General features: G+C 30.8%; 19 protein-coding genes. 7 read left to right on the top strand and 12 right to left on the bottom strand.

The features are described from left to right. Positions 1-7 precede the first annotated feature (7 nt). Positions 8-790, bottom strand: a complete 783-nt coding sequence (locus tag KV700_RS05370) for a carboxypeptidase-like regulatory domain-containing protein (protein WP_218599435.1) — start codon at positions 788-790, stop codon at positions 8-10. A gap of 93 nt (positions 791-883) precedes the next feature. Here KV700_RS05370 and pepE point away from each other — a divergent pair, with 93 nt between their 5' ends. Beyond that, entirely contained in the window at positions 884-1585 is a 702-nt protein-coding gene (gene pepE / locus KV700_RS05365) for a dipeptidase PepE (RefSeq protein WP_218599434.1), read from the top strand. A 186-nt stretch (positions 1586-1771) separates the two neighbouring features. Here the strand turns inward: pepE and ribB are convergent, their stop codons facing one another. The 6 genes from ribB to tpx all read right to left on the bottom strand — a co-directional run bounded on the left by ribB (position 1772) and on the right by tpx (position 8553). Further along, the gene (gene ribB, locus KV700_RS05360; protein WP_166381825.1) at positions 1772-2917 is read right to left on the bottom strand and encodes a 3,4-dihydroxy-2-butanone-4-phosphate synthase; all 1146 of its coding nucleotides are present in this window, start codon (positions 2915-2917) and stop codon (positions 1772-1774) included. A gap of 5 nt (positions 2918-2922) precedes the next feature. Beyond that, on the bottom strand, positions 2923-4386 hold the full coding sequence (locus tag KV700_RS05355) for an LptF/LptG family permease (protein WP_218599433.1): 1464 nt from the start codon (positions 4384-4386) through the stop codon (positions 2923-2925). Positions 4387-4448: 62 nt separating this feature from the next. Continuing rightward, entirely contained in the window at positions 4449-5105 is a 657-nt protein-coding gene (locus tag KV700_RS05350; protein ID WP_218599432.1) for an outer membrane lipoprotein carrier protein LolA, read from the bottom strand. 37 nt (positions 5106-5142) lie between these two features. Then, entirely contained in the window at positions 5143-7629 is a 2487-nt protein-coding gene (locus tag KV700_RS05345) for a DNA translocase FtsK (RefSeq protein ID WP_218599431.1), read from the bottom strand. 42 nt (positions 7630-7671) lie between these two features. Continuing rightward, the gene (locus KV700_RS05340; RefSeq protein WP_166381833.1) at positions 7672-8052 is read right to left on the bottom strand and encodes a diacylglycerol kinase family protein; all 381 of its coding nucleotides are present in this window, start codon (positions 8050-8052) and stop codon (positions 7672-7674) included. 3 nt (positions 8053-8055) lie between these two features. After that, positions 8056-8553 carry a thiol peroxidase gene (gene tpx, locus KV700_RS05335; protein ID WP_218599430.1) on the bottom strand — a complete coding sequence of 166 codons (498 nt, stop codon included), beginning with the start codon at positions 8551-8553 and terminating at the stop codon, positions 8056-8058. Positions 8554-8723: 170 nt separating this feature from the next. Between tpx and KV700_RS05330 the strand changes: the two genes are divergently transcribed. The 4 genes from KV700_RS05330 to KV700_RS05315 all read left to right on the top strand — a co-directional run bounded on the left by KV700_RS05330 (position 8724) and on the right by KV700_RS05315 (position 13612). Continuing rightward, positions 8724-9293, top strand: coding sequence for a fasciclin domain-containing protein (locus tag KV700_RS05330; RefSeq protein ID WP_218599429.1), 570 nt, complete (start codon positions 8724-8726; stop codon positions 9291-9293). Positions 9294-9425: 132 nt separating this feature from the next. After that, positions 9426-10802 (top strand): MATE family efflux transporter, encoded by a 1377-nt coding sequence (locus KV700_RS05325; protein WP_218599821.1) that lies wholly within the window; start codon positions 9426-9428, stop codon positions 10800-10802. A gap of 96 nt (positions 10803-10898) precedes the next feature. Next, the gene (locus KV700_RS05320; protein WP_218599428.1) at positions 10899-11123 is read left to right on the top strand and encodes a hypothetical protein; all 225 of its coding nucleotides are present in this window, start codon (positions 10899-10901) and stop codon (positions 11121-11123) included. A 338-nt stretch (positions 11124-11461) separates the two neighbouring features. Then, positions 11462-13612 (top strand): S46 family peptidase, encoded by a 2151-nt coding sequence (locus KV700_RS05315; RefSeq protein WP_218599427.1) that lies wholly within the window; start codon positions 11462-11464, stop codon positions 13610-13612. A 323-nt stretch (positions 13613-13935) separates the two neighbouring features. Here KV700_RS05315 and KV700_RS05310 read toward each other — a convergent pair whose 3' ends face one another. The 5 genes from KV700_RS05310 to KV700_RS05290 all read right to left on the bottom strand — a co-directional run bounded on the left by KV700_RS05310 (position 13936) and on the right by KV700_RS05290 (position 20898). Beyond that, the gene (locus KV700_RS05310; RefSeq protein ID WP_166381843.1) at positions 13936-15012 is read right to left on the bottom strand and encodes a Fic family protein; all 1077 of its coding nucleotides are present in this window, start codon (positions 15010-15012) and stop codon (positions 13936-13938) included. Positions 15013-15564: 552 nt separating this feature from the next. Then, positions 15565-16494 (bottom strand): peptidylprolyl isomerase, encoded by a 930-nt coding sequence (locus tag KV700_RS05305; protein WP_218599426.1) that lies wholly within the window; start codon positions 16492-16494, stop codon positions 15565-15567. Between the two features lie 181 nt (positions 16495-16675). After that, on the bottom strand, positions 16676-18268 hold the full coding sequence (locus KV700_RS05300) for a hypothetical protein (protein ID WP_218599425.1): 1593 nt from the start codon (positions 18266-18268) through the stop codon (positions 16676-16678). A gap of 5 nt (positions 18269-18273) precedes the next feature. Next, positions 18274-19866: a peptide chain release factor 3 gene (locus KV700_RS05295; protein WP_218599424.1), complete on the bottom strand. Its 1593-nt coding sequence runs from the start codon at positions 19864-19866 to the stop codon at positions 18274-18276. A 354-nt stretch (positions 19867-20220) separates the two neighbouring features. Further along, positions 20221-20898, bottom strand: coding sequence for a peptidylprolyl isomerase (locus KV700_RS05290; RefSeq protein ID WP_166381849.1), 678 nt, complete (start codon positions 20896-20898; stop codon positions 20221-20223). Between the two features lie 122 nt (positions 20899-21020). Between KV700_RS05290 and idi the strand changes: the two genes are divergently transcribed. Further along, complete coding sequence (gene idi, locus KV700_RS05285; protein WP_166381851.1) at positions 21021-21539, top strand: isopentenyl-diphosphate Delta-isomerase; 519 nt, start codon at positions 21021-21023, stop codon at positions 21537-21539. Beyond that, the gene (locus tag KV700_RS05280; RefSeq protein WP_166381853.1) at positions 21532-21945 is read left to right on the top strand and encodes a 6-carboxytetrahydropterin synthase; all 414 of its coding nucleotides are present in this window, start codon (positions 21532-21534) and stop codon (positions 21943-21945) included. Before idi ends, KV700_RS05280 begins: the two co-directional genes overlap by 8 nt. The last annotated feature ends 2 nt before the right edge of the window (positions 21946-21947 follow it).

The following is a 21947-nucleotide window of genomic DNA, read 5'->3' as shown; positions in this document are numbered from 1 at the left end:
AATAGGGTTATTGGTTTGTTAAATAAAGTTCTTCCTCAACTATTCGTTTAGGAAATAGTTTGCTTTCTCTCATTAATAAGTTTAGCACATCTAATTTGTTTTCTCTCTTAAATACGCGAATTATATTTTTATCAATACAGTCATTTAAAAACTGATTGATATAGATTTTTTCAATTTTTAAGTCTGTGATAAAAAAGTCATCCGTAAAATAGTCTCTTACCTTTTTAAGTTCCGTGTCTTCTAAAGCCATTTCCTTTAGTTGCTTTTCCCTTTTTGCATTTCCGTTTATAAGATTTATTAAACTTGCTAAATTTATGGCAGCACCAGAGCTAAATTTTAATAATGATTTATCTTCCTTTGTTATGATATTTGCATAGGGTAAATTTAAGGTTTTTGCATTTATAACAATACCATTATTTGGAAGTATTTCTGGATCTTGGTAAAAAATACTTTGTTGTTTTTCTAATACTATTTCTTTTAAAACAACTGTTTTTTCTTCTAACGGAATGTTTAGCTTTTTAGTCGAAATCACTTTGTCTGTAATAACAATATACTTGTCTATATATTTTAAATGAGAATAAAATAAAGTATCACCTACTTGAACAGGTATTTCAAAAAAACCATTGGTATTGGTAATCGTACCACTACTAGTATTCTGGTTAATGATATGAACATCTGGAATAGCCAAACTATCTAAGACAGTTTTACCAGTTAGGTTCGTTCTTTTTTCTTGAGCTTCTAAGGATAGAAAACTTATAAAAAAGGCAAGAAAAGTAATTGCTTTTGACATTAATACAAAGTAAAGAAGTACGTGTCTTAAAATTCTATTAAGAGAATTGTAAACTTGTGTTAAAATGAATAGTTAAATTCTTATTTTTGGATTATGAAAAAAATGATTATTGCAAGTACATCAACAGTGCACGGAAGTAGCTATTTAGAATATTTATTACCTACTTTAAAAACACATTTTAAGGGAGTAAAACAATTACTATTTATTCCGTATGCAAGACCAAGCGGAATTAGTTATAACAGTTATACAGCAATTGCAAAAAAGGCTTTTTCTACTATTAATATTGATGTAAAAGGTATTCATGAATTTGAAAATGCTAAAGAAGCAATTCAGAATTCTGAAGCAATTTTTACAGGAGGAGGAAACACTTTTGAGTTGGTTAATCAATTATACAAAAATGATGTATTATCAACCTTAAAGCAGGTGTTAGATAATGGTACACCATATTTAGGCACAAGTGCCGGAAGTAATATTTGTGGGGTAGATATGAAAAATACCAATGATATGCCAATTGTATATCCGCCTAGTTTTACAACTTTAGGATGCATTCCATTTAATATAAATGCACATTATTTAGATCCTATAGAAGGTTCTACACACATGGGAGAAACAAGAGAAACCCGTATAAAAGAGTTTCATGTTTTTAATAAAACAGCGGTTTTAGGTTTGCGAGAAGGCAGTTGGCTTTCTGTATATGGTAATCAAATTAATTTAGAAGGTACATATACTGCCAGACTTTTTCAGCAAAATAAAGAAGCTTTAGAACTAGAAAGTGGAGTAGAGGTTAAGATTTAATTAACCGCAAAGTTTGCTTAGTATTTTACAAAGAACATTGCTATAAATAAGGCTATGTTCTTTGTAAAATAAGACTTTTACTTCTGTTAAAGAAAATAAATAAAATTGGTGTTACAAAAACCTTGTGTATTAATTAACGGCAAAGAAATGGTTAAGAATACAAAGAAAAACACCTATTGTAATAACTTAATAGCCTACATAATCTACAATTTCTAACCCATAACCAATAATACCAACACGTTTAGTTTGTTGGGTATTTGTAATTAGCTTTAATTGACGAATGTTTAAATCATGTAAAATCTGAGCTCCAATTCCAAAATCTTTATTATCCATTTTAATAGCAGGAGCTTTAATGTTTCCGTTCTTTTGGTTCTCTTTTAAAACAGCCAATCTACTTAATAAGTTTTGAGATTGGTTTTGTTGATTTACAAATATAATAGCCCCTTTACCTTCGTCATTTATCACCTGAAACATTTGGTCTAGTTTCTTATCGGCATTATTTGTTAAGGTTCCTAAAATATCATTATTTATTAAAGTAGAATTTACTCTAGTTAAGATTGCTTCGTCTTTAGACCAAGAACCTTTTGTTAAAGCAATATGAACTTGGTTATTAGTAGTTTGCTGATATGCTCTTAATCTAAAATCGCCAAATCTAGTTTGTAAATTAAAGTCTTCTTTTATTTCAATTAAAGAATCATGTTCCATTCTGTAAGCAACTAAATCTTCTATAGAAACAATTTTAATATCAAATTTTTTAGCTACCTCTAACAATTCAGGTAAACGTGCCATGCTACCATCTTCGTTCATTATCTCAACAATAACACCTGCTGGTTGTAAACCTGCTAAGCGAGCAAAATCTATAGCTGCTTCTGTATGTCCTGTTCTTCTTAAAACACCACCTTCTTTTGCTATTAATGGAAAAATATGACCTGGTCTTGCTAAATCAAAAGACTTTGTATCTTTATCTACTAATGCTTTTACCGTTAAAGCTCTATCTCCGGCAGAAATACCTGTTGTAACTCCTTTACCACGCAAATCTACAGAAACTGTAAAAGCGGTTTCCATTGGGTCTGTGTTGTTGTTAACCATAACGTGTAAGTCTAGTTCTTTACAACGTTTTTCTGTTAATGGAGCACAAATTAAACCTCTACCATGGGTTGCCATGAAATTAATTAATTCTGGGGTTGCTTTTTCTGCTGCTGCTAAAAAATCACCTTCGTTCTCCCTATTTTCATCATCTACAACAATAATAATTTTACCATTTCTAATATCTTCAATTGCTTCTGCAATTGAATTTAATTGTGTACTTTTTTTAGGGTTCTGGAGTGTCATATTATTTATGCTTCTTTTGTTGTAAATATTTTTTTAAAGAAATTGATAATGGGTTGCGTAATAGCATCCAGATTAAAAATACCTTTGTCTTTTGTAGCCCTTCTTGTTAAGATAATACCTATTGGAATCATTATAAAAGCAGATGCCCAAGATCCTAAAAAGGAAGTAATAGAACTTTCTTCTGCTAAATTTTTACCAAACGTATTGCTAAAGAAGTAGGTTACGTAAATAGCAATAGCCAATATCATAGGTAAACCAAAACCACCTTTTCTAATAATTGACCCTAATGGTGCACCAATAAAGAAGAGTATTAAACAAGATAATGAAAATGAAATTCTATTATAATACTCTGTGTCGAAAAAGTTTAAGTTTTTTCTTTTAAATTTAATGGATGTTTGGTTGTTTTTTATAGAGCTTAAAGTACGTTCTATTTTTGTAGTAGCAGAGTTTAGAACATTAATTTTAGATTGTAAATCAAAATTTTCTAGAACATCAATATTAATATTTTCTGCCTTTAAAGAATCTGGATATTTGTATAAATCCCTTGCAACCGCAGTGGCATATAGGTTCTTAGATTTTAGTAATAAGGCTTCATCATAACTTGCTTTTAAATCGGGTATGGTGTCGCCTAATTGGTTTAAACTAAGCATCATAAAGTTTTTGGTATGGTCTGTTTTGTTTAAATCATCATCTCCGGTAACAGAAGAAATATCAATGTTAAACTCATATTCTTTAAAGGTGGCATTAGAAGCCGCCATCTTTTTTCTTTGTAAAACTGTTTTTGCAGATTTTACGTGTTCTTGGTAGTAATAACCATCGTATAAAATAAAAGTCATATATCGACTTCCTTCTTCTGAGATAATCTTACCACTTTCTGCTGTAATTACTTTTTGGTTTCCTTTTCCGGCAGTTAAATCGTAAATTAAAACTTTTTTTAATAAACTTACTTCTTTTCCATCTTTACCTTCTTCATCAAATTTTTCATCAAATTTAATTTGAAAACCAGGAAGGTCACTATTAAAACTACCAGGTACTAATGCTAAAGCAGGTTGTTTCTTTTTAATATTTAAATATAAATTCTTTTGCTTTAAAACGGCATAAGGATATACATTATTTAAAAATAAGAAGTTAATTCCACTAAGAAGCATTGTTAAGAAAACCAAAGGTCTTACCAAACGTTGTAAAGAAATACCTGCAGATTTTGCTGCTGCAAATTCGTAGTTTTCACCTAAAGTACCCAATGCCATTATAGAAGATAAAAGAACTCCAATAGGCAATGCTTGTGGTGTAATAATTAAGGTAGAGTAGTATAAAAATTTTAAGATAAAAGGCAAGCTAATTCCTTTACCTGCAATGTTTTCGAATGTTTGCCATAATACTTGCATCACCAAAACAAAAAGCACGATTAAAAACGTAGCTATAAAAGGAACTAAAAACGTTTTTAGTATGTATCTATCTAAAATTTTCATCTAGGCAAAAGTAGTTTCTTATGATGAAATAAGCTACTAAATATCTGTTAATTGGAAATTTATTAATCTATTGAGAAGTTTAGCTTTTTGTATTTTGCTTCATCAAATGAGAAATGATTACTAGGTAAGGTTTGGTTGCTTTTAAATTCATTAATAGTAAAGGTTGTTTTAGAGCTATTAGAACCTGTTTGAATTAACTTATAAATATGCTTTGTTTTTGCATCAATTGCTAATTCTACCTTTACAATATCAGAAGCGCTATCTATTGGGCTTAAGGTAACTAGTTGAATATTTCTACCGTTTAAATTTTTTAAATCTCCCATTTCAAAATTATAACCTTCTTTGTAAAAAGTTAATAATTTAGAAGGATAAATAAAGCCATCATCACCACTCATGTCTCCATCTGTAATTGTTACTTCTTTCTCGTCATTATTAATTACATACAGTTTTTTTCCGTCAAAAATAAATTGATTCCCTAAGTAGTTAAGGCTATATTTTTCTCCAGATAACGTAATTTTTCCTCTAATTGGTGGTTCGTCACCTTCCATTATACCTGCATCTTCGTTACTTAAGGTTTGACTAAAGCTAATAGACATGTTTTTATAAGCCCCCATTGTGGTAGAAACTTCATCTAAAAGAGTTTTTGCTTTTTCTGCATTTTGAGAAAAAGTGATCGTAGTTAAAAATAAACTTAAAAATAAGATGGTTACTTTTTTCATAATTATAATTCTTATCATCTCGATAATAATCGAGAGGCTATTGGTTCTTTTCGTTTTCTAATAATTGCTCTAGGGCTATAAAATCTGGAACTAATACTTGTCTTGCCTTACTTCCTTCAAAACCGCCTACAATACCGGCAGCTTCTAACTGATCTATTAATCTACCAGCTCTATTATAACCTAATTTTAATTTTCTTTGTAATAAAGAAGCAGATCCTTGTTGTGCCGTAACAATAATTTCTGCGGCATCTTTAAAGAGCTTATCTCTATCGGCAATATCTATATCAATACTCGTGCCACTTTCATCATCTACATATTCTGGTAATTGATAGGCTTCTGCATAGGCTTTTTGAGAACCAATAAAATCTGTAATTTTTTCTACTTCTGGCGTATCTACAAAGGCACATTGTATTCTGTTAAGATTGTTTCCTTCGGTATACAATAAATCTCCACGTCCAATTAATTGATCTGCACCACCAGCATCTAGAATGGTTCTAGAGTCAATTTTAGAAGTTACTCTAAACGCAATTCTTGCAGGGAAATTGGCTTTAATAATACCCGTAATTACGTTTACAGAAGGTCTTTGTGTTGCAACAATTAAATGAATACCAATGGCTCTAGCAAGCTGTGCTAAACGTGCAATTGGTGTTTCTACTTCTTTACCGGCAGTCATAATTAAATCTGCAAATTCGTCAATAACCAAAACAATATAAGGTAAATATTGATGCCCGTCGTTAGGGTTTAATTTACGTTGTTTAAATTTAACGTTGTATTCTTTAATGTTACGCACCATTGCTGCTTTTAGCAAGTCGTAACGGTTGTCCATTTCTATACAAAGTGAGTTTAAGGTATGCACCACTTTTGTAGTATCTGTAATAATTGCATCTTCTACATCTGGCAGTTTTGCTAAATAATGACGCTCTATTTTATTAAACAACGTAAGCTCTACTTTCTTTGGATCTACCAAAATAAACTTTACTTCTGCAGGATGTTTTTTATATAAAAGAGATGTTAATACAGCATTTAATCCAACCGATTTTCCCTGACCAGTTGCACCAGCCATTAATAAGTGAGGCATTTTAGCTAAATCTACCACAAAAGTTTCGTTAGAAATGGTTTTACCTAATGCAATTGGTAGCTCCATTGTAGATTCTTGAAATTTCTTTGATGAAATTACAGAATGCATAGAAACAATGGTAGATTTTTTATTAGGTACTTCTATACCAATAGTACCCTTACCAGGAATAGGAGCAATAATTCTAATTCCTAATGCAGATAAAGAAAGTGCAATATCATCTTCTAAATTTTTAATTTTAGAAATTCTAATTCCTGCTTCGGGCACAATTTCATATAATGTAATTGTAGGTCCAACAGTTGCCTTAATTTCTGCAATACCAATTTTGTAGTTCTTTAAAGTTTCTACAATTCTATCTTTATTTGCTTCTAATTCTTCTGGATCTATAGAAATAGATTCATTGTATTGTTTTAAAAGGTTAAAAGTAGGAAACTTAAAATTCCCTAGTTCTAAGGTAGGATCAAACTCACCAAAGTCTTTTACCAATTGATTGGATAAATTTTCTGTAGAATGTTCTTCATCTCGACCGATGGCTACATCAATCTCAACGTCCATTTCTACTTCCATTTCAATTTCTTTTTCTTCTTCTTTAGGTATTTCTGTTGTTAATACAGGTCCCGATTTTTTATCAACATTTAAAGATATTTCTTCTTTTTTAGAAGGAACATCAGAATATTTAGTAATAGTTGGTTGTTGTTTTTCTAAAGATAATTCTACGACAGATTTTTCTTTTTGATCTGTTTTTAAAGTAACTGTTTCTGTTTTTTCTACAGCTTTAGTAGGTGTAACTGAAGCTGTTTCTGTTTCACTTAAAACTAATTCTTGTGCTTTTCTAGCCTCTCTTTCTTCTCTTTTTACTTTTAAGGTTTCTATGTGTTTATCAAAAGAAACTTTATAACGTAAAACTAAATAAGCAATAAAAAAGAAGGTTAAAAGTATTACTAAACCAGTTTTACCAATAAATGCTTGTAAAAATTCATTAATTTCAAAACCAATAACCCCAGATAGTAATGCGTATTTGTTATATGCAAAACCTAACGTTATAGAAATCCATATCATGGCCAAAAGAGACCAGTTCCAGGAAATTATTAGTGCAGCGAATTTCTTTTTAAAAAGAATATACCAACCTGTTAAAAGTATCTGAAAAGCTATTATAAAGGCTGCTATTCCAACTCCCTCATAAATAAAAAAGTTACTTAAAGTTGCACCAATTTTACCCAATAAATTTTTACTTCTAACGGTTTTATCTGCAAATTCTTTAAGTATGCTTTGATCTTCTTGCCAATTAAAGAAAAAAGAAATAAAGGCAATACAAAGAAAAACAGAGAATAAAATTAGGAAAGCCCCTAAAATAGTCTTTGCTTGTCTTGTTTTTAAATAGGCAAAAATACTCGGTTTATTTTCCGAAGAATTTAAGGGTGTTTTTGTACTTGTTCTTCTCTTGGCCATTAATAATTTTTGGTCGTTTTAGCAGTATATATAAAAATTCGCCTAAAATAATAAAGCTATTTTAGGGATGTATATAAAACCTGCAATAATTAATGAAATAAAAGCTGCAAAACTTGGTGCCCCTGCAGCTATATCTTTAATAAAACCTATTTTCTCATGATATTCTGGGTGTATAAAATCTGCCACTTTTTCTATAGCAGTGTTTAAAGCTTCTGCCACTAAAACGAGGCCAATAACTATAAACTGAAACATCCATTCTATATTAGAAAGATTAAAATAAAAACCTAAAATAGTAGCAAGTACCGCAATAAAAAGTTGTGCTTTTATGCTGTCTTCAGTAGTCATTAAAAGCCACATACCTCTTAAAGCAAACTTAAAACTACGAAGTCTTCCTCTTATAAAGCTATCATTAGGATTCTTCATAAATTAAATTGCGTTTAAAGCAGCTGTATAATTAGGTTCGTCAGCAATTTCAGAAACTTGTTCTGTGTAGATAACGTTTCCGTTTTCATCAATAATAACAATAGATCTAGAATGTAAATGTGCCAAAGGACCATCTGCAATTTCTAATTCGTAAGATTTTCCAAAGTTTCCATCAGCAAAATCAGATAACATTACTACATTATCAATCCCTTCTGCACCACAAAAACGAGCTTGTGCAAATGGTAAATCTTTAGAAACACATAAAACAACGGTGTTTTCTAAATCTGCAGCTTTTTTATTAAATTCTCTAACAGAAGTAGCACAAGTACCAGTATCTACACTAGGAAAAATATTTAAAATTACTTTTTTGCCAGAAAAATCTGATAAACTTTTTTGAGATAAATCTACTGCAGTTAGTTTAAAATCAGCTGCTTTAGTACCTGTTTTAGGTAAATTACCTATTGTGTTTATTGCATTTCCTTTTAATGTGATATTTGCCATTTTGGTATGTTTTTAGTATGTTTTTTAGAACTTCAAAAGTAATGATAATTAAATTATTTATGGAAATATTCTGGCGATTCATTTTATTTAAAATTTATTTTAAAACCGTAACTAAAAAAATCTCGTAGATATGTTGAACACAAATTATTATTAATTTTAAATATCAAATTATGAAAACCTTAAATTTTTTTAAAGTAACAGTTTTAATACTTAGTTTAGTAATTAGTCAAAATTTTAGTGCACAAGAAAAAACAAAAATGGTAGGTGGAGCAGAAATGTACCCTTCTAAAAATATTGTAGAAAATGCAGTAAACTCTAAAGACCATACTACGTTAGTTGCAGCCGTAAAAGCAGCAGATTTAGTAGATGTATTAACAAGTGATGGACCTTTTACTGTTTTTGCACCTACAAATAAAGCTTTTGAGATGTTGCCAGAAGGTACCGTAAGCACTTTATTAATGGCAGAAAATAAAACAAAATTACAAACAATTTTAAAGTACCATGTTGTTGCAGGTAACTGGAGTGCTAAAGAAATTGTAGGCTTAATTAAAAAAGGAAACGGTAAAGCTGCTATTAAAACAGTAAGCGGAGGTACCATTACTGCTTGGATGAAAGGAAAAAACGTTTATATTTCTGATGAAAACGGAGGGAAAGCTAAAGTTACTATTGCAGATGTAAACCAATCTAACGGAGTTATACATGTTATTGATGCTGTTTTATTACCAAAACCAGCAATGTAATAAACTATAATTATTAGTATTAAAAATCCACTTTGAAAAAGGTGGATTTTTTGTGTTTTTATTTTATAGAATAGCTGCAAATTATTCTAATTACAAGTTGTATTTTTGCAAACCGTAAAAAGAACAATAGACGTGAATATTTCTCAATATACATCAGAATTTAAATACAATTGGAAGCTTGCAGCACCAGTAATGTTAGGTATGCTTGGGCATACATTTGTAAGTTTCGTAGATAATATTATGGTGGGCCAAATGGGAACAGCAGAATTAGCTGCGGTTTCTTTGGGAAACAGTTTTATGTTTATCGCCATGTCTATAGGTATTGGTTTTTCTACAGCGATTACACCTTTAATTGCAGAAGCAGATTCATCCGATAATCTAAAACAAGCAAAAGCAACTTATAAAAGTGGTTTGTTTTTATGTACTACCTTAGGTATTGTCTTATTTGCTGGCGTCTATTTCTCTAAGCCTTTAATGTATTTAATGAAACAACCCAAAGAAGTGGTAGAGTTGGCAATTCCGTATTTAGATTTGGTTGCTTTTTCATTAATTCCTTTGGTTATTTTTCAGGCAATTAAGCAGTTTAGTGATGGGCTGTCTATGACGAAATACCCAATGTATGCTGCGTTAATTGCAAATGTTATAAACATTGTTTTAAACTATTTATTAATTTTCGGAAAATTTGGTTTCCCAGAAATGGGAATTATTGGTGCCGCCTATGGTACGTTAATTTCTAGAGTAATCATGGTTATTTACTTATGGTTATTATTGCGTTATAAAGAAAGATCTGCACAAATAGTAAGAAATATAAAATTCTTTGTTTTAGATGTTGTAACGATAAAAAAAATTGTGAATATTGGTTCTTTAAGTGCTATGCAAATGTTTTTTGAAGTTGCTATTTTTACAGCGGCAGTTTGGTTAAGTGGTTTGTTGGGGAAAAACCCACAAGCGGCAAATCAAATAGCCTTAAACTTATCTTCTATGACGTTTATGGTTGCAACTGGTTTAAGCGTTGCTGCTATGATTAGAGTAGGGAACCAAAAAGGATTACAAAATTATAAAGAATTGCGCAGAATTGCTTTTTCTATCTTTTTATTAGGAGTATTGTTAGCGATGTTTTTTGCATTACTTTTCTTTATTTTTCATAAAAGTTTACCAATGATTTATGTAGATTTAAGTGATACTGCAAATTATATAGACAATATGGAAGTGGTTTCTATTGCATCAAAATTATTATTAGCAGCAGCATTTTTTCAAATATCAGATAGTATACAAGTTGTGTTTCTAGGCGCATTGCGTGGTATACAAGATGTTAAAGTACCTACAGTTCTTACTTTTATATCTTATTGGGTTATCGGTTTTCCGGTTTCTTATTACTTAGGGAGCGAAGAAATGTATGGTAGTTTTGGTATTTGGTTAGGTTTACTTGCAGGCTTAACAACAGCTTCTATTTTATTATTTATCAGATTTAATTCATTAACTTTAAAGTTGATAAAAGAGAAAAAATAATGGTGTCCTCTCGAGTGCAGACGAGCGGATATTAAAATAAATAAATTAGTTATCGACTGCGCTCGAACAGACAGCATCTATAATCAATAAAATATTATGACTTTACCTAAATTTTTATTAGCAGATAACAGTAAATTTCCTGAAGATATTTTTGTGTTACACACAGAGTTTCCTCGTTTTTTAATCAACTTAAAAGATGATGAAGTAGAGTGGTTTGAAGATTTAACAGGAGAGAGTGAAGAAGATATTGCTACAGAATTAGCTGATTTAATGGATAAAGCAGGTGCTTTTTATGATGCTGAAATGAAGGAATTTGATTAAGATTCATTAATGTGTACGTAAGTTTTATTTTAATAAATACTTAAAAGCAGCAACTAGTCTTCTAAATACAATACTTATTAATAACGCTTAAAAAAAGGAAATCATATTTCTAATTTTTAAGCGTTTTTTTGTGACTAAAAGTAATTATATCTCTCTTTATTTATTCGTTTTGTATTTAAAAAATAAACTTTTTTTCTAATAAATATTAAAAATATTTTCACCAAATAAATTGATGAAAATATTTTTAGACTTTAAAAAGAGAGAATAATAGCACGTTATCGCATTTAAAAAGATACTAAATTTTAGTATTTTTATCCTCATATTTAAAACATGATAAAATGAAAAAAATACTGATTACATTTATTGTATTTATAATGTCGCTTCCGTCTGCAATGGCAAACGAAGGGATGTGGTTTTTAATGCATATAGAACGATTAAATCATCGTGATATGCAAAAAATGGGGTTACAGTTAACTTCAGAAGAAATTTATAGTGTTAATAATCAAAGTTTAAAAGATGCTATTGTACAGTTTAACGGAGGTTGTACAGCGAGTATCGTTTCAGAAAGCGGATTGGTATTAACAAACCACCATTGTGGTTATGATGCGATTGCAGAATTGTCTACAGCAGAACAAAATCATTTAAAAAATGGTTTCTGGGCAGGTTCTAAAGAAGAAGAATTGAAACCAGAAAGCTTATATGTGCGCTTTTTTGTAAGAATGGACGATGTTTCTAAACGTATTTTATCACTTGTAAATCATAAAATGAGTGAAAAAGAACGTGAAGCAATCATTAATAGAGAAATTGCTAAAATTGAAAAAGAAAATAACGAAGGTGGAAAATACACCGTTTCAGTGCGTTCTTTCTATGAAGGTAATGAGTTTTACTACTTTGTGTATGAGGATTATAATGATGTTCGCTTAGTAGGTACACCTCCAGAAAATGTTGGTAAATATGGTGGAGATACAGATAACTGGGAATGGCCAAGACATACCGGAGATTTTTCTTTATTTAGAGTTTATGCAGATGAAAATGGAGAACCAGCAGAATACTCTACTGCCAATGTGCCTTTAAAAGCAAAATATCATTTACCTGTTAATATTGATGGTGTAAAAGAAAACGATTTTGCGATGATTTTAGGATATCCAGGTAGAACAAACCGTTGGATGCCTGCACAAGGAGTAGAACAAAATGTAAAGTTTGCATATCCTGCTTGGGTAGAAGGTTCTAAATTAAGTATGGATGTTATGAAAAAATACATGGATGCAGATGAGTCTGTAAATCTAATGTACGCATCTGCTTACGCCGGAATTGCCAACTATTGGAAAAATAGAGGTGGAATGATTACCGCTTTAACAGAGCATAAAACGGTTGAAAAGAAGAGTAAAGTAGAAGCGAAGTTTGCAAAATGGGCTAAGAAAAAAGACAATAAAGAAGCCTACGGAAAAGTTATTGAGAATATCAATAATTACTATAGTTTAACCAACGGAAAAGCTAAACAAACAAACTACTTATTAGGGATGTTGCGTTCTAGTAAATTTGCTGTTTTACCATACAGAATTGGTGGTGCTTTAAAGCAATATACAGCTGCAAATGAAGCTGAACGTGCAAATATGTTACCAAGATTACAAGCGCTTATAGAGAGTTCTTATAAAGATTTTTACTTGCCTTTAGAAGAAGAGGTTTTTGCAAAACAATTAGGTTTGTTAGCATCAAAATCTAATTACTCATTGCCAGAATTGGTTGCAGAAATAGGAGGGAAAAACGATAATGATTTTTCTGCGTACGTAAAAGCTATTTTTAAGTTGAGTATGTTTACTTCTAAAGAAGGAGTAGAGGCTTATTTACAATACCCAAATGAAGCCATCTTAAATAGCGACCCTTTATTGCAATTGTCTAATCAGTTATTAGATAAGTATAGAGAGAACCCAGAAAGTTTGGTACAAGCAGAAAATGATTTTAAAGCATCTTTTAGATTGTTAGTAAAAGGATTGCGTGAATCTGGATTGAGTAATATTAAATATCCTGATGCAAATTCTACATTAAGATTGTCTTACGGTAAAGTTAGAGCTTTACCAGCCGATAAGAGAAACGATGCCAATGAGAATAATTATACTACTTTTCAGGGCATGATTAAAAAGTACAAACCAAACGATCCTGAGTTTGATTTAGATCAAAGCATGTTAGATATTTACGAAAAGAAAGATTACGGACGTTATGCAAATGAGCGTGGTCAATTGCCTGTAAACTTTTTAACAGATAACGATATTACTGGTGGTAACTCTGGTTCTCCTGTTGTAAATGGAAAAGGTGAATTAATTGGTTTGGCTTTTGATGGAAACATTGAAGCAATGGCTGGTGATGTTATTTTCGATTCAAACTTACAAAGAACTATTAATGTTGATATTAGATATGTACTTTGGTTGATAGATAAATACTCAAATGCAAAACATATTGTAGATGAGTTGACTATTATTAGTAAAAAATAGTAAAGTCTATTTGTAGATTTTATCTATAAAAAGAGGTTGTCTAAAAAGTGAATTTTTGTCAATCTGAATTTATTTCAGATTCTTTTGAACTGGAATTTCAGTAAGTAAGAAGCTGAAACAAGTTCAGCATGACAAGGTTTATTGCTTTTTAGACAGCCTTTTTTATGTTTTTGGAATTAAAGATTTTGGGGGTGCTAACGTTGTTGTGTATTGGAATTTGCGGTTTTATGAACGGCTATTTTCCGAAGGAAAACAGAAGTTTATAAAAAAGTAACTACTTTTAGTTAAGCACTAATTTAGCAATTTTTACTACACGTTGTTGGCTAAAGTACTTTTTTTGTTAAAATCGTATATAATTTTTCATTGACATAGTAATTGCCTGTTCCTAGTTTTTGTTTTTTTAGAATTCCATCTTTCGCCAGTCTATTTAAATAATTAGCAGCTGTAATTCTTGATACACCTAAATCTCTTTCTATAAACTCAATTTTTGTGTATGGATGTTGAAATAAATTATTCAATAAATCTTGACTATAAAATTTATAATTATCTCTAATTATGTGTTTATACTCAAGCATTAATTTCTGTATCTCTTTTATTAGAATTATAGTTTGTTTAGAAGTTTGCTCGACTGCTTTGATAATATAAATTAACCAATTCTCCCAATTGTCAGTAATTCTAATTTCTTGTAATAATTCATAATATTTAGCTTTATTTTCGATAATAAACCTACTCAAATATAGAATTGGTAAATCAAGTAAATCTTTCATTACTAAATAAAGCACATTAATAATTCTTCCTGTTCTACCATTACCGTCATAAAAAGGGTGGATACTTTCAAATTGATAATGTATGATAGCCATTTTTACTATTGGGTCAAAGTCAGATAAAGTATCGTCATTAATAAATTGTTCTAAATTAGACATTAAATTTTTTATAGTTTCAATGTCTTGTGGCGGAGTATAAACTGTTTCTCCAGTTTTAGCATTTTTTAATGCAGTTCCAGGAACTTTTCTAAAACCTGCATTATTTTTTTCTAATTCAGATTGTATTTGGATAATGTCATTATTTGTTAAAATATTTCTTTTTGAAATTAATGAATATCCAATTTTTAATGCAGAAATATAATTTTGAACTTCTTTAGCATCTAACGATTTTACTCCATCTAAATTTAGTTCAGCTTTATAAAGATCATCGTGTGTTGTGATGATATTTTCAATTTCAGAACTATCTTTTGCTTCTTGCAATCCTAAAGTATTAATTAGGATATTTTCATTTGGAATACTAGATACTAAACCTTTTAATTCAGCTAATGCTCTATGAGCTTCATTTAATTTTTTCAGAACATTTTTTGTTTCAATGTCTTTTTTTAAAGGAAGTTTTTCAAGTTTAAAGTCATTCATAATGATAAGAAATTCTATTTTTCTTAACAAAGGTAATTTATAATGATAAGAAAATTCATTTTTCTTTACATTATAATTTTAAATGATAAGTTATTTTAGTTTTCTTTACATTATATTTTTCGAGCTCACTGAGGTATTTTTGCCAACTTCTTTATATGCTAACTTTAATTACGGATATGTATCATTTAAAAGGGGATATATCCAGCAATCAGTTTAATTTTTAGGGAAAATTCTTTCATAGGAAATGGGAAGAATTTGATGCTTTGAATTTACAATAAATATTGAGTTTATTCTATTTTTTTTGTAAAATATTGATTTTTAGTTGTCAACGGAAGCTGTATAGGGTGTCAACTATAGAAAAACAAGTTTCAGAAATTTCTCTTAAGATGCTTTATTAGTAGGTGCTATTTGTTTTAAAATTTTAGGAATCATTTTAAAAATCATTCCGTATTAGAGAAGCCTATTTTAAGTATTAAAACTTTTATACATAGAAAAAGCTCCCTGAAATCAGAGAGCTTTTTGTAATTATATAACTTGTAAAGAATATTATTCTTATTTTACAGCCATTAATTCTACATCAAAAATAAGTGTTGCATCTGGTGGAATAACTCCTCCTGCACCTGCAGAACCATATGCTAAATTAGAAGGGATTACAAAACGAGCTTTGTCTCCTACTTGTAATAATTGAATTCCTTCATCCCAACCAGAAATAACCTGACCTACACCAACATTAAAATCGATTGGTTCTTTTCTCTTATAAGAAGAATCGAATACAGTACCGTCTAATAATTGACCTTTGTAGTGTACAGAAACTCCAGCACCTTTAGTTGCTTTTTTTCCTGTTCCTTTTTGTAAAATTTGGTAACGTAAACCACTTGCAGTTTCATCATAACCAGCAGCAACCGTATCTAACAATGCTTTTTGTTTTGCTATTTCATCAGCTTCACGCTTTTCTCTAGATCCTTCAAAAGTTCTAAAAGCTTCAACAGCGTTAAAAGCTTCTGCTTCTGCACCAACTTTAATAATTTCTACAGTCATATCATCACCTTGTGCAATTGCATCAATTACATCTTGACCTTCAATTACAGAACCAAAAACAGTATGTTTACCGTCTAACCATGGAGTAGGAACGTGGGTAATGTAAAACTGACTTCCGTTTGTTGCAGGACCAGAATTAGCCATTGCTAATTTTCCTGGAGCATCATGTTTTAAATCTGGGTGAAATTCATCATCAAATTTATAACCTGGGTTACCAGTTCCTGTTCCTTGTGGGCAACCACCTTGAACCATAAATTCTGGAATTACTCTGTGGAATTTTAATCCATCGTAATAAGGAGTTCCTTGTTCTTTTACTGAGTTTTCTAAATTTCCTTCTGTTAAAGCAACAAAATTACCAACAGTTCCAGGAGCTTTTTCGTGTTCTAATTGTACTAAAATCTCACCTTTTGGAGTGGTGAATTTTGCATAAATTCCGTTATTCATAATCTTTTAATTTACTTTTTTTGTTTTCTCGAGCGCAGTCGAGGTGTTTCATTCATTTAATAGTTCTCGACTGCGCTCGAACTGACATTAATTATAATCTTGAAATGCATCAAGATTTTATTGTTATTGATATGATTCTGAAATACTGAAACAAGTTCAGCATAAACAAGTCTAGAATGCATTATTTTTTAGCATTTAAAATTGATAAACCATAGGTAAAACCAATATTTAAATTTGTTGAGTTTACGTTACCATAAGGAGACCACATTTGTCCGCCCGAAGCTGTAAACGAAAAATTATCGTTTAAATGATAATTAATACCGGCGGTTGGTCTTACTAAAACACCTTCGCCAGAATCTACACCACCACCACCTGCAACACCTGCTGCAGCTTCTGCAAATAATGAAAAGTTATCATTTAAAAATTTATTTGATTTTATTCCTAGACCAAAAATACCATGAGCATAGCCACCTGCACCACCTAAATAAGCAAAGGAAGCTTCTCCGGCTATATAAAAACGATGGTTTAGGTCGTAATTAATTTTTAATGCTATTAACTCTAAATCATGTTCTTTGTATTGTGGTTTATCAAGAATGGCAACATCAAAATAGGTTTGATTTTGCACACCAATTTGTATTCCTTGGGTATTTATATATTTAATTTTTTCTGCTGTGTAAGGATCTTTTATTCCGCCGCTTAAACCATAATATTTTAAACTAAAACCGGCTGTATATGCTTCAAAAGTACCACTAACAGATTTATGATAACCACCATGAAGACCTAATCCAAAATTTTTGGTAACTTTTACATCTGCACCAACACTTGGGTACATGGTTAAACCACCTTCAGGGAAAATTCTACCTCCTGCAGCACCAATTCCTGCCTTGGCAAAAAAGTTTACATATTCTGTTTCTACAAAGTTTTTACCAATACCGAAAAAAACATCCATAAAACCAGCTCTTAAACCACCATACATAGCGTCTACATGTGCGTAAATAAAGGTGTTTTTGTTTAAATAACGTTGGTACTCAAAACCTAAAAGGCTTAATGTTTGGGTAAGTGGAGTGGTATTATTAAAGTTTCCAATACCATCATTTCTTGAAGATCCTATTGGAAATAAGTAGTCAAAAGTTATTTGTTGTACACTTTTTGCAGCGGGTTTTGTCCAAACTTTATCTTTAGTTTCATCGTTAGCTGTAAAAGATTTTTGAGCATGTTTGTAAGATGTAGATCTTAACGAGGTTGGTATTTCTACAAAAAAGGAAATATTATCTCCTTTTTGAATTCCTGTAAAAAAGTTTACATAACCATATTGCAAACCAAATGAATGTCCGTTATTTTTATATTGCAACCCTATATTTGGGTAGATAATTCCACCGCCATCAACTAAGCTTCTAAAGCCGCCACCGCCTCCTATATGCACGTTGGCGTCAAAATATAAGTTTTTATAAAGTTGGGTGTTTACTCCTAAATTTACGCCTAAAGTAAATAAACCACCTTGATCTCCATATACTGCCCCGTGAAAACCAGCACCTGTATATAACCAATCATTTAAAGGAAAATTATAACTTAATCCAAACAAACCCATTTTTGGTTGAAGTGTGTAGGATGTACCATCTCCATAATCGTATGTTTTATTTGGTTGGTCTATTAAAATATAATTTAAACGAATAAAATTGTGTAATTCTTTTGGTTTAAAATCTGATAAATTATAAGTCTGTGAAACCCCGTTAAAACTGAGAGCTGCTAGCAGTAAAAAAAGAAGTTTCTTCATCATAATTATTTTTTAAATTCACTTGTAAAATGCAACTTTACCGTTGGGTATTTACTTTGTGTCATTTGTATGGTAAATTCAGAATCTGCTAAAAACACCAACTGACCTTGTTTGTCTTTTGCTAAATAACGTTGCTTAACACGTTTAAATTCTTTAAATTCATCGTTCTTAATATCTTCTGGTTCTACCCAACACGCTTTGTGAACACTTAAATTTTCGTAAGAACATTTTGCTCCATATTCGTGTTCTAGTCTGTATTGAATTACCTCATATTGCAACGCACCAACAGTTCCAATAACTTTTCTACCATTCATATCTAAAGTAAATAGCTGCGCTACACCTTCATCCATTAATTGATCTAAACCTTTATATAATTGTTTAGATTTCATTGGGTCTGCGTTGTTTACGTAACGGAAATGTTCTGGAGAAAAACTAGGAATTCCTTTAAAATTCAATTCTTCACCTTCTGTTAACGTATCTCCAATTTTAAAGTTTCCGGTATCATGTATTCCTACAATATCGCCAGGAAAAGATTCGTCTACAATTTCTTTCTTTTCAGCAAAAAAGGCATTCGGACTAGAGAATTTTACTTTTTTACCATTTCTAACATGTAAATAAGGCGCATTTCTTTTAAAAGTACCCGATACGATTTTAATAAAAGCCAATCTATCTCTGTGTTTTGGATCCATGTTTGCATGGATTTTAAACACAAAACCAGTCATTTTTTTCTCTTTAGAATCGACTAAACGCTCTTCTGCTTTTTTAGGTTGTGGAGAAGGCGCAATCTTAATAAATGCATCTAATAATTCTTTTACTCCAAAGTTGTTTAAAGCAGAACCAAAAAATACAGGTTGGAGCGAACCGCTCAGGTACTCTTCTCTGTCAAAATCGGGGTAAACCTCGCTTATCAATTCTATTTCTTCACGTAAAGTATCCGCGGCTTTTTTACCCACTATTTCGTCTAGTTCTGGGTTCGATAAATCATCAAACTCAACACCTTTAGAAATAGAGGTTTTATTATCACCAGAAAAAAGATTTAATTTCTTTTCCCAAATATTATAAATTCCTTTAAAGTCATATCCCATTCCTATTGGGAAACTCATTGGAGTAACGCGCAAACCTAATTTTTGCTCAACTTCATCCAATAAATCAAAGGCATCTTTTCCTTCTCTATCCAACTTGTTGATAAAAACCAACATTGGTATGCTTCTCATTCTACAAACTTCCACCAATTTCTCGGTTTGAGGCTCAACCCCTTTTGCAACATCAATTACCACAATAACGCTATCTACAGCAGTTAAAGTTCTAAAAGTATCCTCAGCAAAATCTTTGTGACCAGGAGTATCTAAAATGTTTATTTTTTTATCTTGATAAATGAAAGCTAAAACAGAAGTAGCAACAGAAATACCACGCTGACGTTCAATCTCCATAAAATCGGAAGTTGCTCCCTTTTTTATCTTATTATTTTTTACAGCACCAGCTTCTTGAATTGCGCCACCAAAAAGTAATAATTTTTCTGTTAATGTGGTTTTACCAGCATCCGGATGCGATATAATACCAAAAGTTCTTCTACGTGCTATTTCTTCTAAAAATGTCATCTACAAAATTTGAGGTGCAAAGATAGGGTTTATTCTATAATTTTTTTAGTGATTTTAATCGCAGATCGATAGCTAAGGATTCAATTCTCTGAGGTTTGTTTCTAAATGAAAAATATTTGTATTAGAAGCAAGTCTAGTATCTTAGATAAAAGGTTGTTGATTGGTGATAAAAAGAAAATAAAGACACCTATTTTACAGGCTTTTATTGAGTTTTTCTTTTAACGGACCAAACACTTAAAAATAGTTATTTGACAAAGTCTTGTTTCTTGTGTCTTTTAGTGCAGCGGTCTTAAGTCCTTTTTTGCTAGACACTAAATAGTATCATTTCTTAACAATTCTCTATGGAATAGCTCTTTATTCTATAATTTCTATGTGCATTTTTACATCATTAACGGGCCATTCATCTACGCCAACTTCTACTTTAGATATTTTTGTCATGGTATCAAATCCAGAAATAACTTCACCAAAAACAGTGTGTTCATTATCTAAATGATGAGCACCTCTCTTGCTCTGAACAATATAAAACTCAAAAGGGCTGGATAATTTATTAGGGTTGTGGTCCCATTGTCTTGCTGCTGCCAATGCACCATATTTATGTTTTCTGTTATTTCTAAATTCTGGTTCTAGCAGATAGTTTCCATATTTTCGGCGTTCTCTCTGGGTGTACATTTCATCAGAATTACCACCTTGTAGCACAAAGTTTTTAGCAATTCTATAAAAAACGGTGGTGTTAAAATATTTTATTTTGGTTAAGAAAATAAAATTAGCTCTATGAATTGGCACATCATCAAATAAACGCAATTTTATTTTACCAAAATCGGTTGTAATTTCTACAATGGTTTCTGGGTTTTGTTTGCCAAATTCGGTTAAAAAAGCTTCTGTGTTTTTACTATTTAAGCTATCCCATGCTTTTACAACTTTCTCTTCTAGTTTAGTTTTATTGGTTTGTTTTTCTACAGGTTTCTTTTCATCTTTACATTGATAAAATGCAATTATGGCAACTATAAAAAAGGCTTTTAAGAAAATTTTCATGAAACAAATTGGGCGTTAAGAATTACAAATATATGTTATCAAAATAAAAGAAAAGAAAACTCTGATGGCTTTTGTAATTATTTTATGATTTAATACTCATTGATTTTCTTATTTTTGCTAATATGGAAGAACAAGTAGTTTTAGTTGATGAAAAAGATACCCAGATTGGGTTAATGGCAAAAATGGAAGCGCACGAAAAAGCATTATTGCATAGAGCTTTCTCAGTTTTTGTTTTTAACGATAAAGGAGAATTAATGTTGCAACAAAGAGCAGCACATAAATACCATTCGCCTTTATTATGGACAAATACCTGTTGTTCTCATCAAAGAGATGGTGAAACAAATTTAGCTGCAGGTAAACGAAGATTAATGGAAGAAATGGGATTTGTTACGGAGATAAAGGAAGTTTTTTCGTTTATGTACAAAGCACCTTTTGATAACGGTTTAACAGAGCATGAATTCGATCATGTAATGGTTGGTTATTATAACGATGCTCCAAAAATAAATAAAGAAGAAGTAGAAGCTTATAAGTGGATGACTTTACTTGATGTTAAAAAAGACATGGAGAACAATCCAAATGAATATACAGAGTGGTTTAAAATTATTTTTGATAAATCTTTTGAAAAATTAAAAAATGCCTAAAGTAAAAGTTTATAGAAGAGCACATTTTAATGCTGCTCACAGGTTATTTCATCCGGACTGGTCTGATGAGAAAAACGCAGAAGTATTTGGTAAATGCAGCAACCCAAACTATCATGGTCATAATTATGAAATGATAGTGGCGTTGTTTGGCGAGGTAGATCCTATTACTGGTTTTGTGTATGATTTAGGCTTGTTAAGAGAATTGATTAAAGAAGAGGTAGAAGAGCCTTTTGATCATAAAAACTTAAATATTGAAGTTCCAGAATTTAAAAACTTAAATCCAACTGCAGAAAATATTTCGATAATTATTTATAATAAATTACGAGCTCACATACCAGCAAATTTAGAAATAGAAGTAACTTTATACGAAACACGAAGAAATTTTGTGCGTTATTCTGGAGAGTAATA

This window comes from Polaribacter sp. NJDZ03 (genome assembly GCF_019263805.1).
Lineage (GTDB): Bacteria > Bacteroidota > Bacteroidia > Flavobacteriales > Flavobacteriaceae > Polaribacter.
This window is presented reverse-complemented; position numbering and strand designations above follow the sequence as displayed.

Bases quoted from the DNA above. Each gene is read 5' to 3' on its own strand.
- KV700_RS05370 (WP_218599435.1), bottom strand. From the start codon at position 790: ATGTCAAAAGCAATTACTTTTCTTGCCTTTTTTATAAGTTTTCTATCC.
- pepE (WP_218599434.1), top strand. From the start codon at position 884: ATGAAAAAAATGATTATTGCAAGTACATCAACAGTGCACGGAAGTAGC.
- ribB (WP_166381825.1), bottom strand. From the start codon at position 2,917: ATGACACTCCAGAACCCTAAAAAAAGTACACAATTAAATTCAATTGCA.
- KV700_RS05355 (WP_218599433.1), bottom strand. From the start codon at position 4,386: ATGAAAATTTTAGATAGATACATACTAAAAACGTTTTTAGTTCCTTTT.
- KV700_RS05350 (WP_218599432.1), bottom strand. From the start codon at position 5,105: ATGAAAAAAGTAACCATCTTATTTTTAAGTTTATTTTTAACTACGATC.
- KV700_RS05345 (WP_218599431.1), bottom strand. From the start codon at position 7,629: ATGGCCAAGAGAAGAACAAGTACAAAAACACCCTTAAATTCTTCGGAA.
- KV700_RS05340 (WP_166381833.1), bottom strand. From the start codon at position 8,052: ATGAAGAATCCTAATGATAGCTTTATAAGAGGAAGACTTCGTAGTTTT.
- tpx (WP_218599430.1), bottom strand. From the start codon at position 8,553: ATGGCAAATATCACATTAAAAGGAAATGCAATAAACACAATAGGTAAT.
- KV700_RS05330 (WP_218599429.1), top strand. From the start codon at position 8,724: ATGAAAACCTTAAATTTTTTTAAAGTAACAGTTTTAATACTTAGTTTA.
- KV700_RS05320 (WP_218599428.1), top strand. From the start codon at position 10,899: ATGACTTTACCTAAATTTTTATTAGCAGATAACAGTAAATTTCCTGAA.
- KV700_RS05315 (WP_218599427.1), top strand. From the start codon at position 11,462: ATGAAAAAAATACTGATTACATTTATTGTATTTATAATGTCGCTTCCG.
- KV700_RS05310 (WP_166381843.1), bottom strand. From the start codon at position 15,012: ATGAATGACTTTAAACTTGAAAAACTTCCTTTAAAAAAAGACATTGAA.
- KV700_RS05305 (WP_218599426.1), bottom strand. From the start codon at position 16,494: ATGAATAACGGAATTTATGCAAAATTCACCACTCCAAAAGGTGAGATT.
- KV700_RS05300 (WP_218599425.1), bottom strand. From the start codon at position 18,268: ATGAAGAAACTTCTTTTTTTACTGCTAGCAGCTCTCAGTTTTAACGGG.
- KV700_RS05295 (WP_218599424.1), bottom strand. From the start codon at position 19,866: ATGACATTTTTAGAAGAAATAGCACGTAGAAGAACTTTTGGTATTATA.
- KV700_RS05290 (WP_166381849.1), bottom strand. From the start codon at position 20,898: ATGAAAATTTTCTTAAAAGCCTTTTTTATAGTTGCCATAATTGCATTT.
- idi (WP_166381851.1), top strand. From the start codon at position 21,021: ATGGAAGAACAAGTAGTTTTAGTTGATGAAAAAGATACCCAGATTGGG.
- KV700_RS05280 (WP_166381853.1), top strand. From the start codon at position 21,532: ATGCCTAAAGTAAAAGTTTATAGAAGAGCACATTTTAATGCTGCTCAC.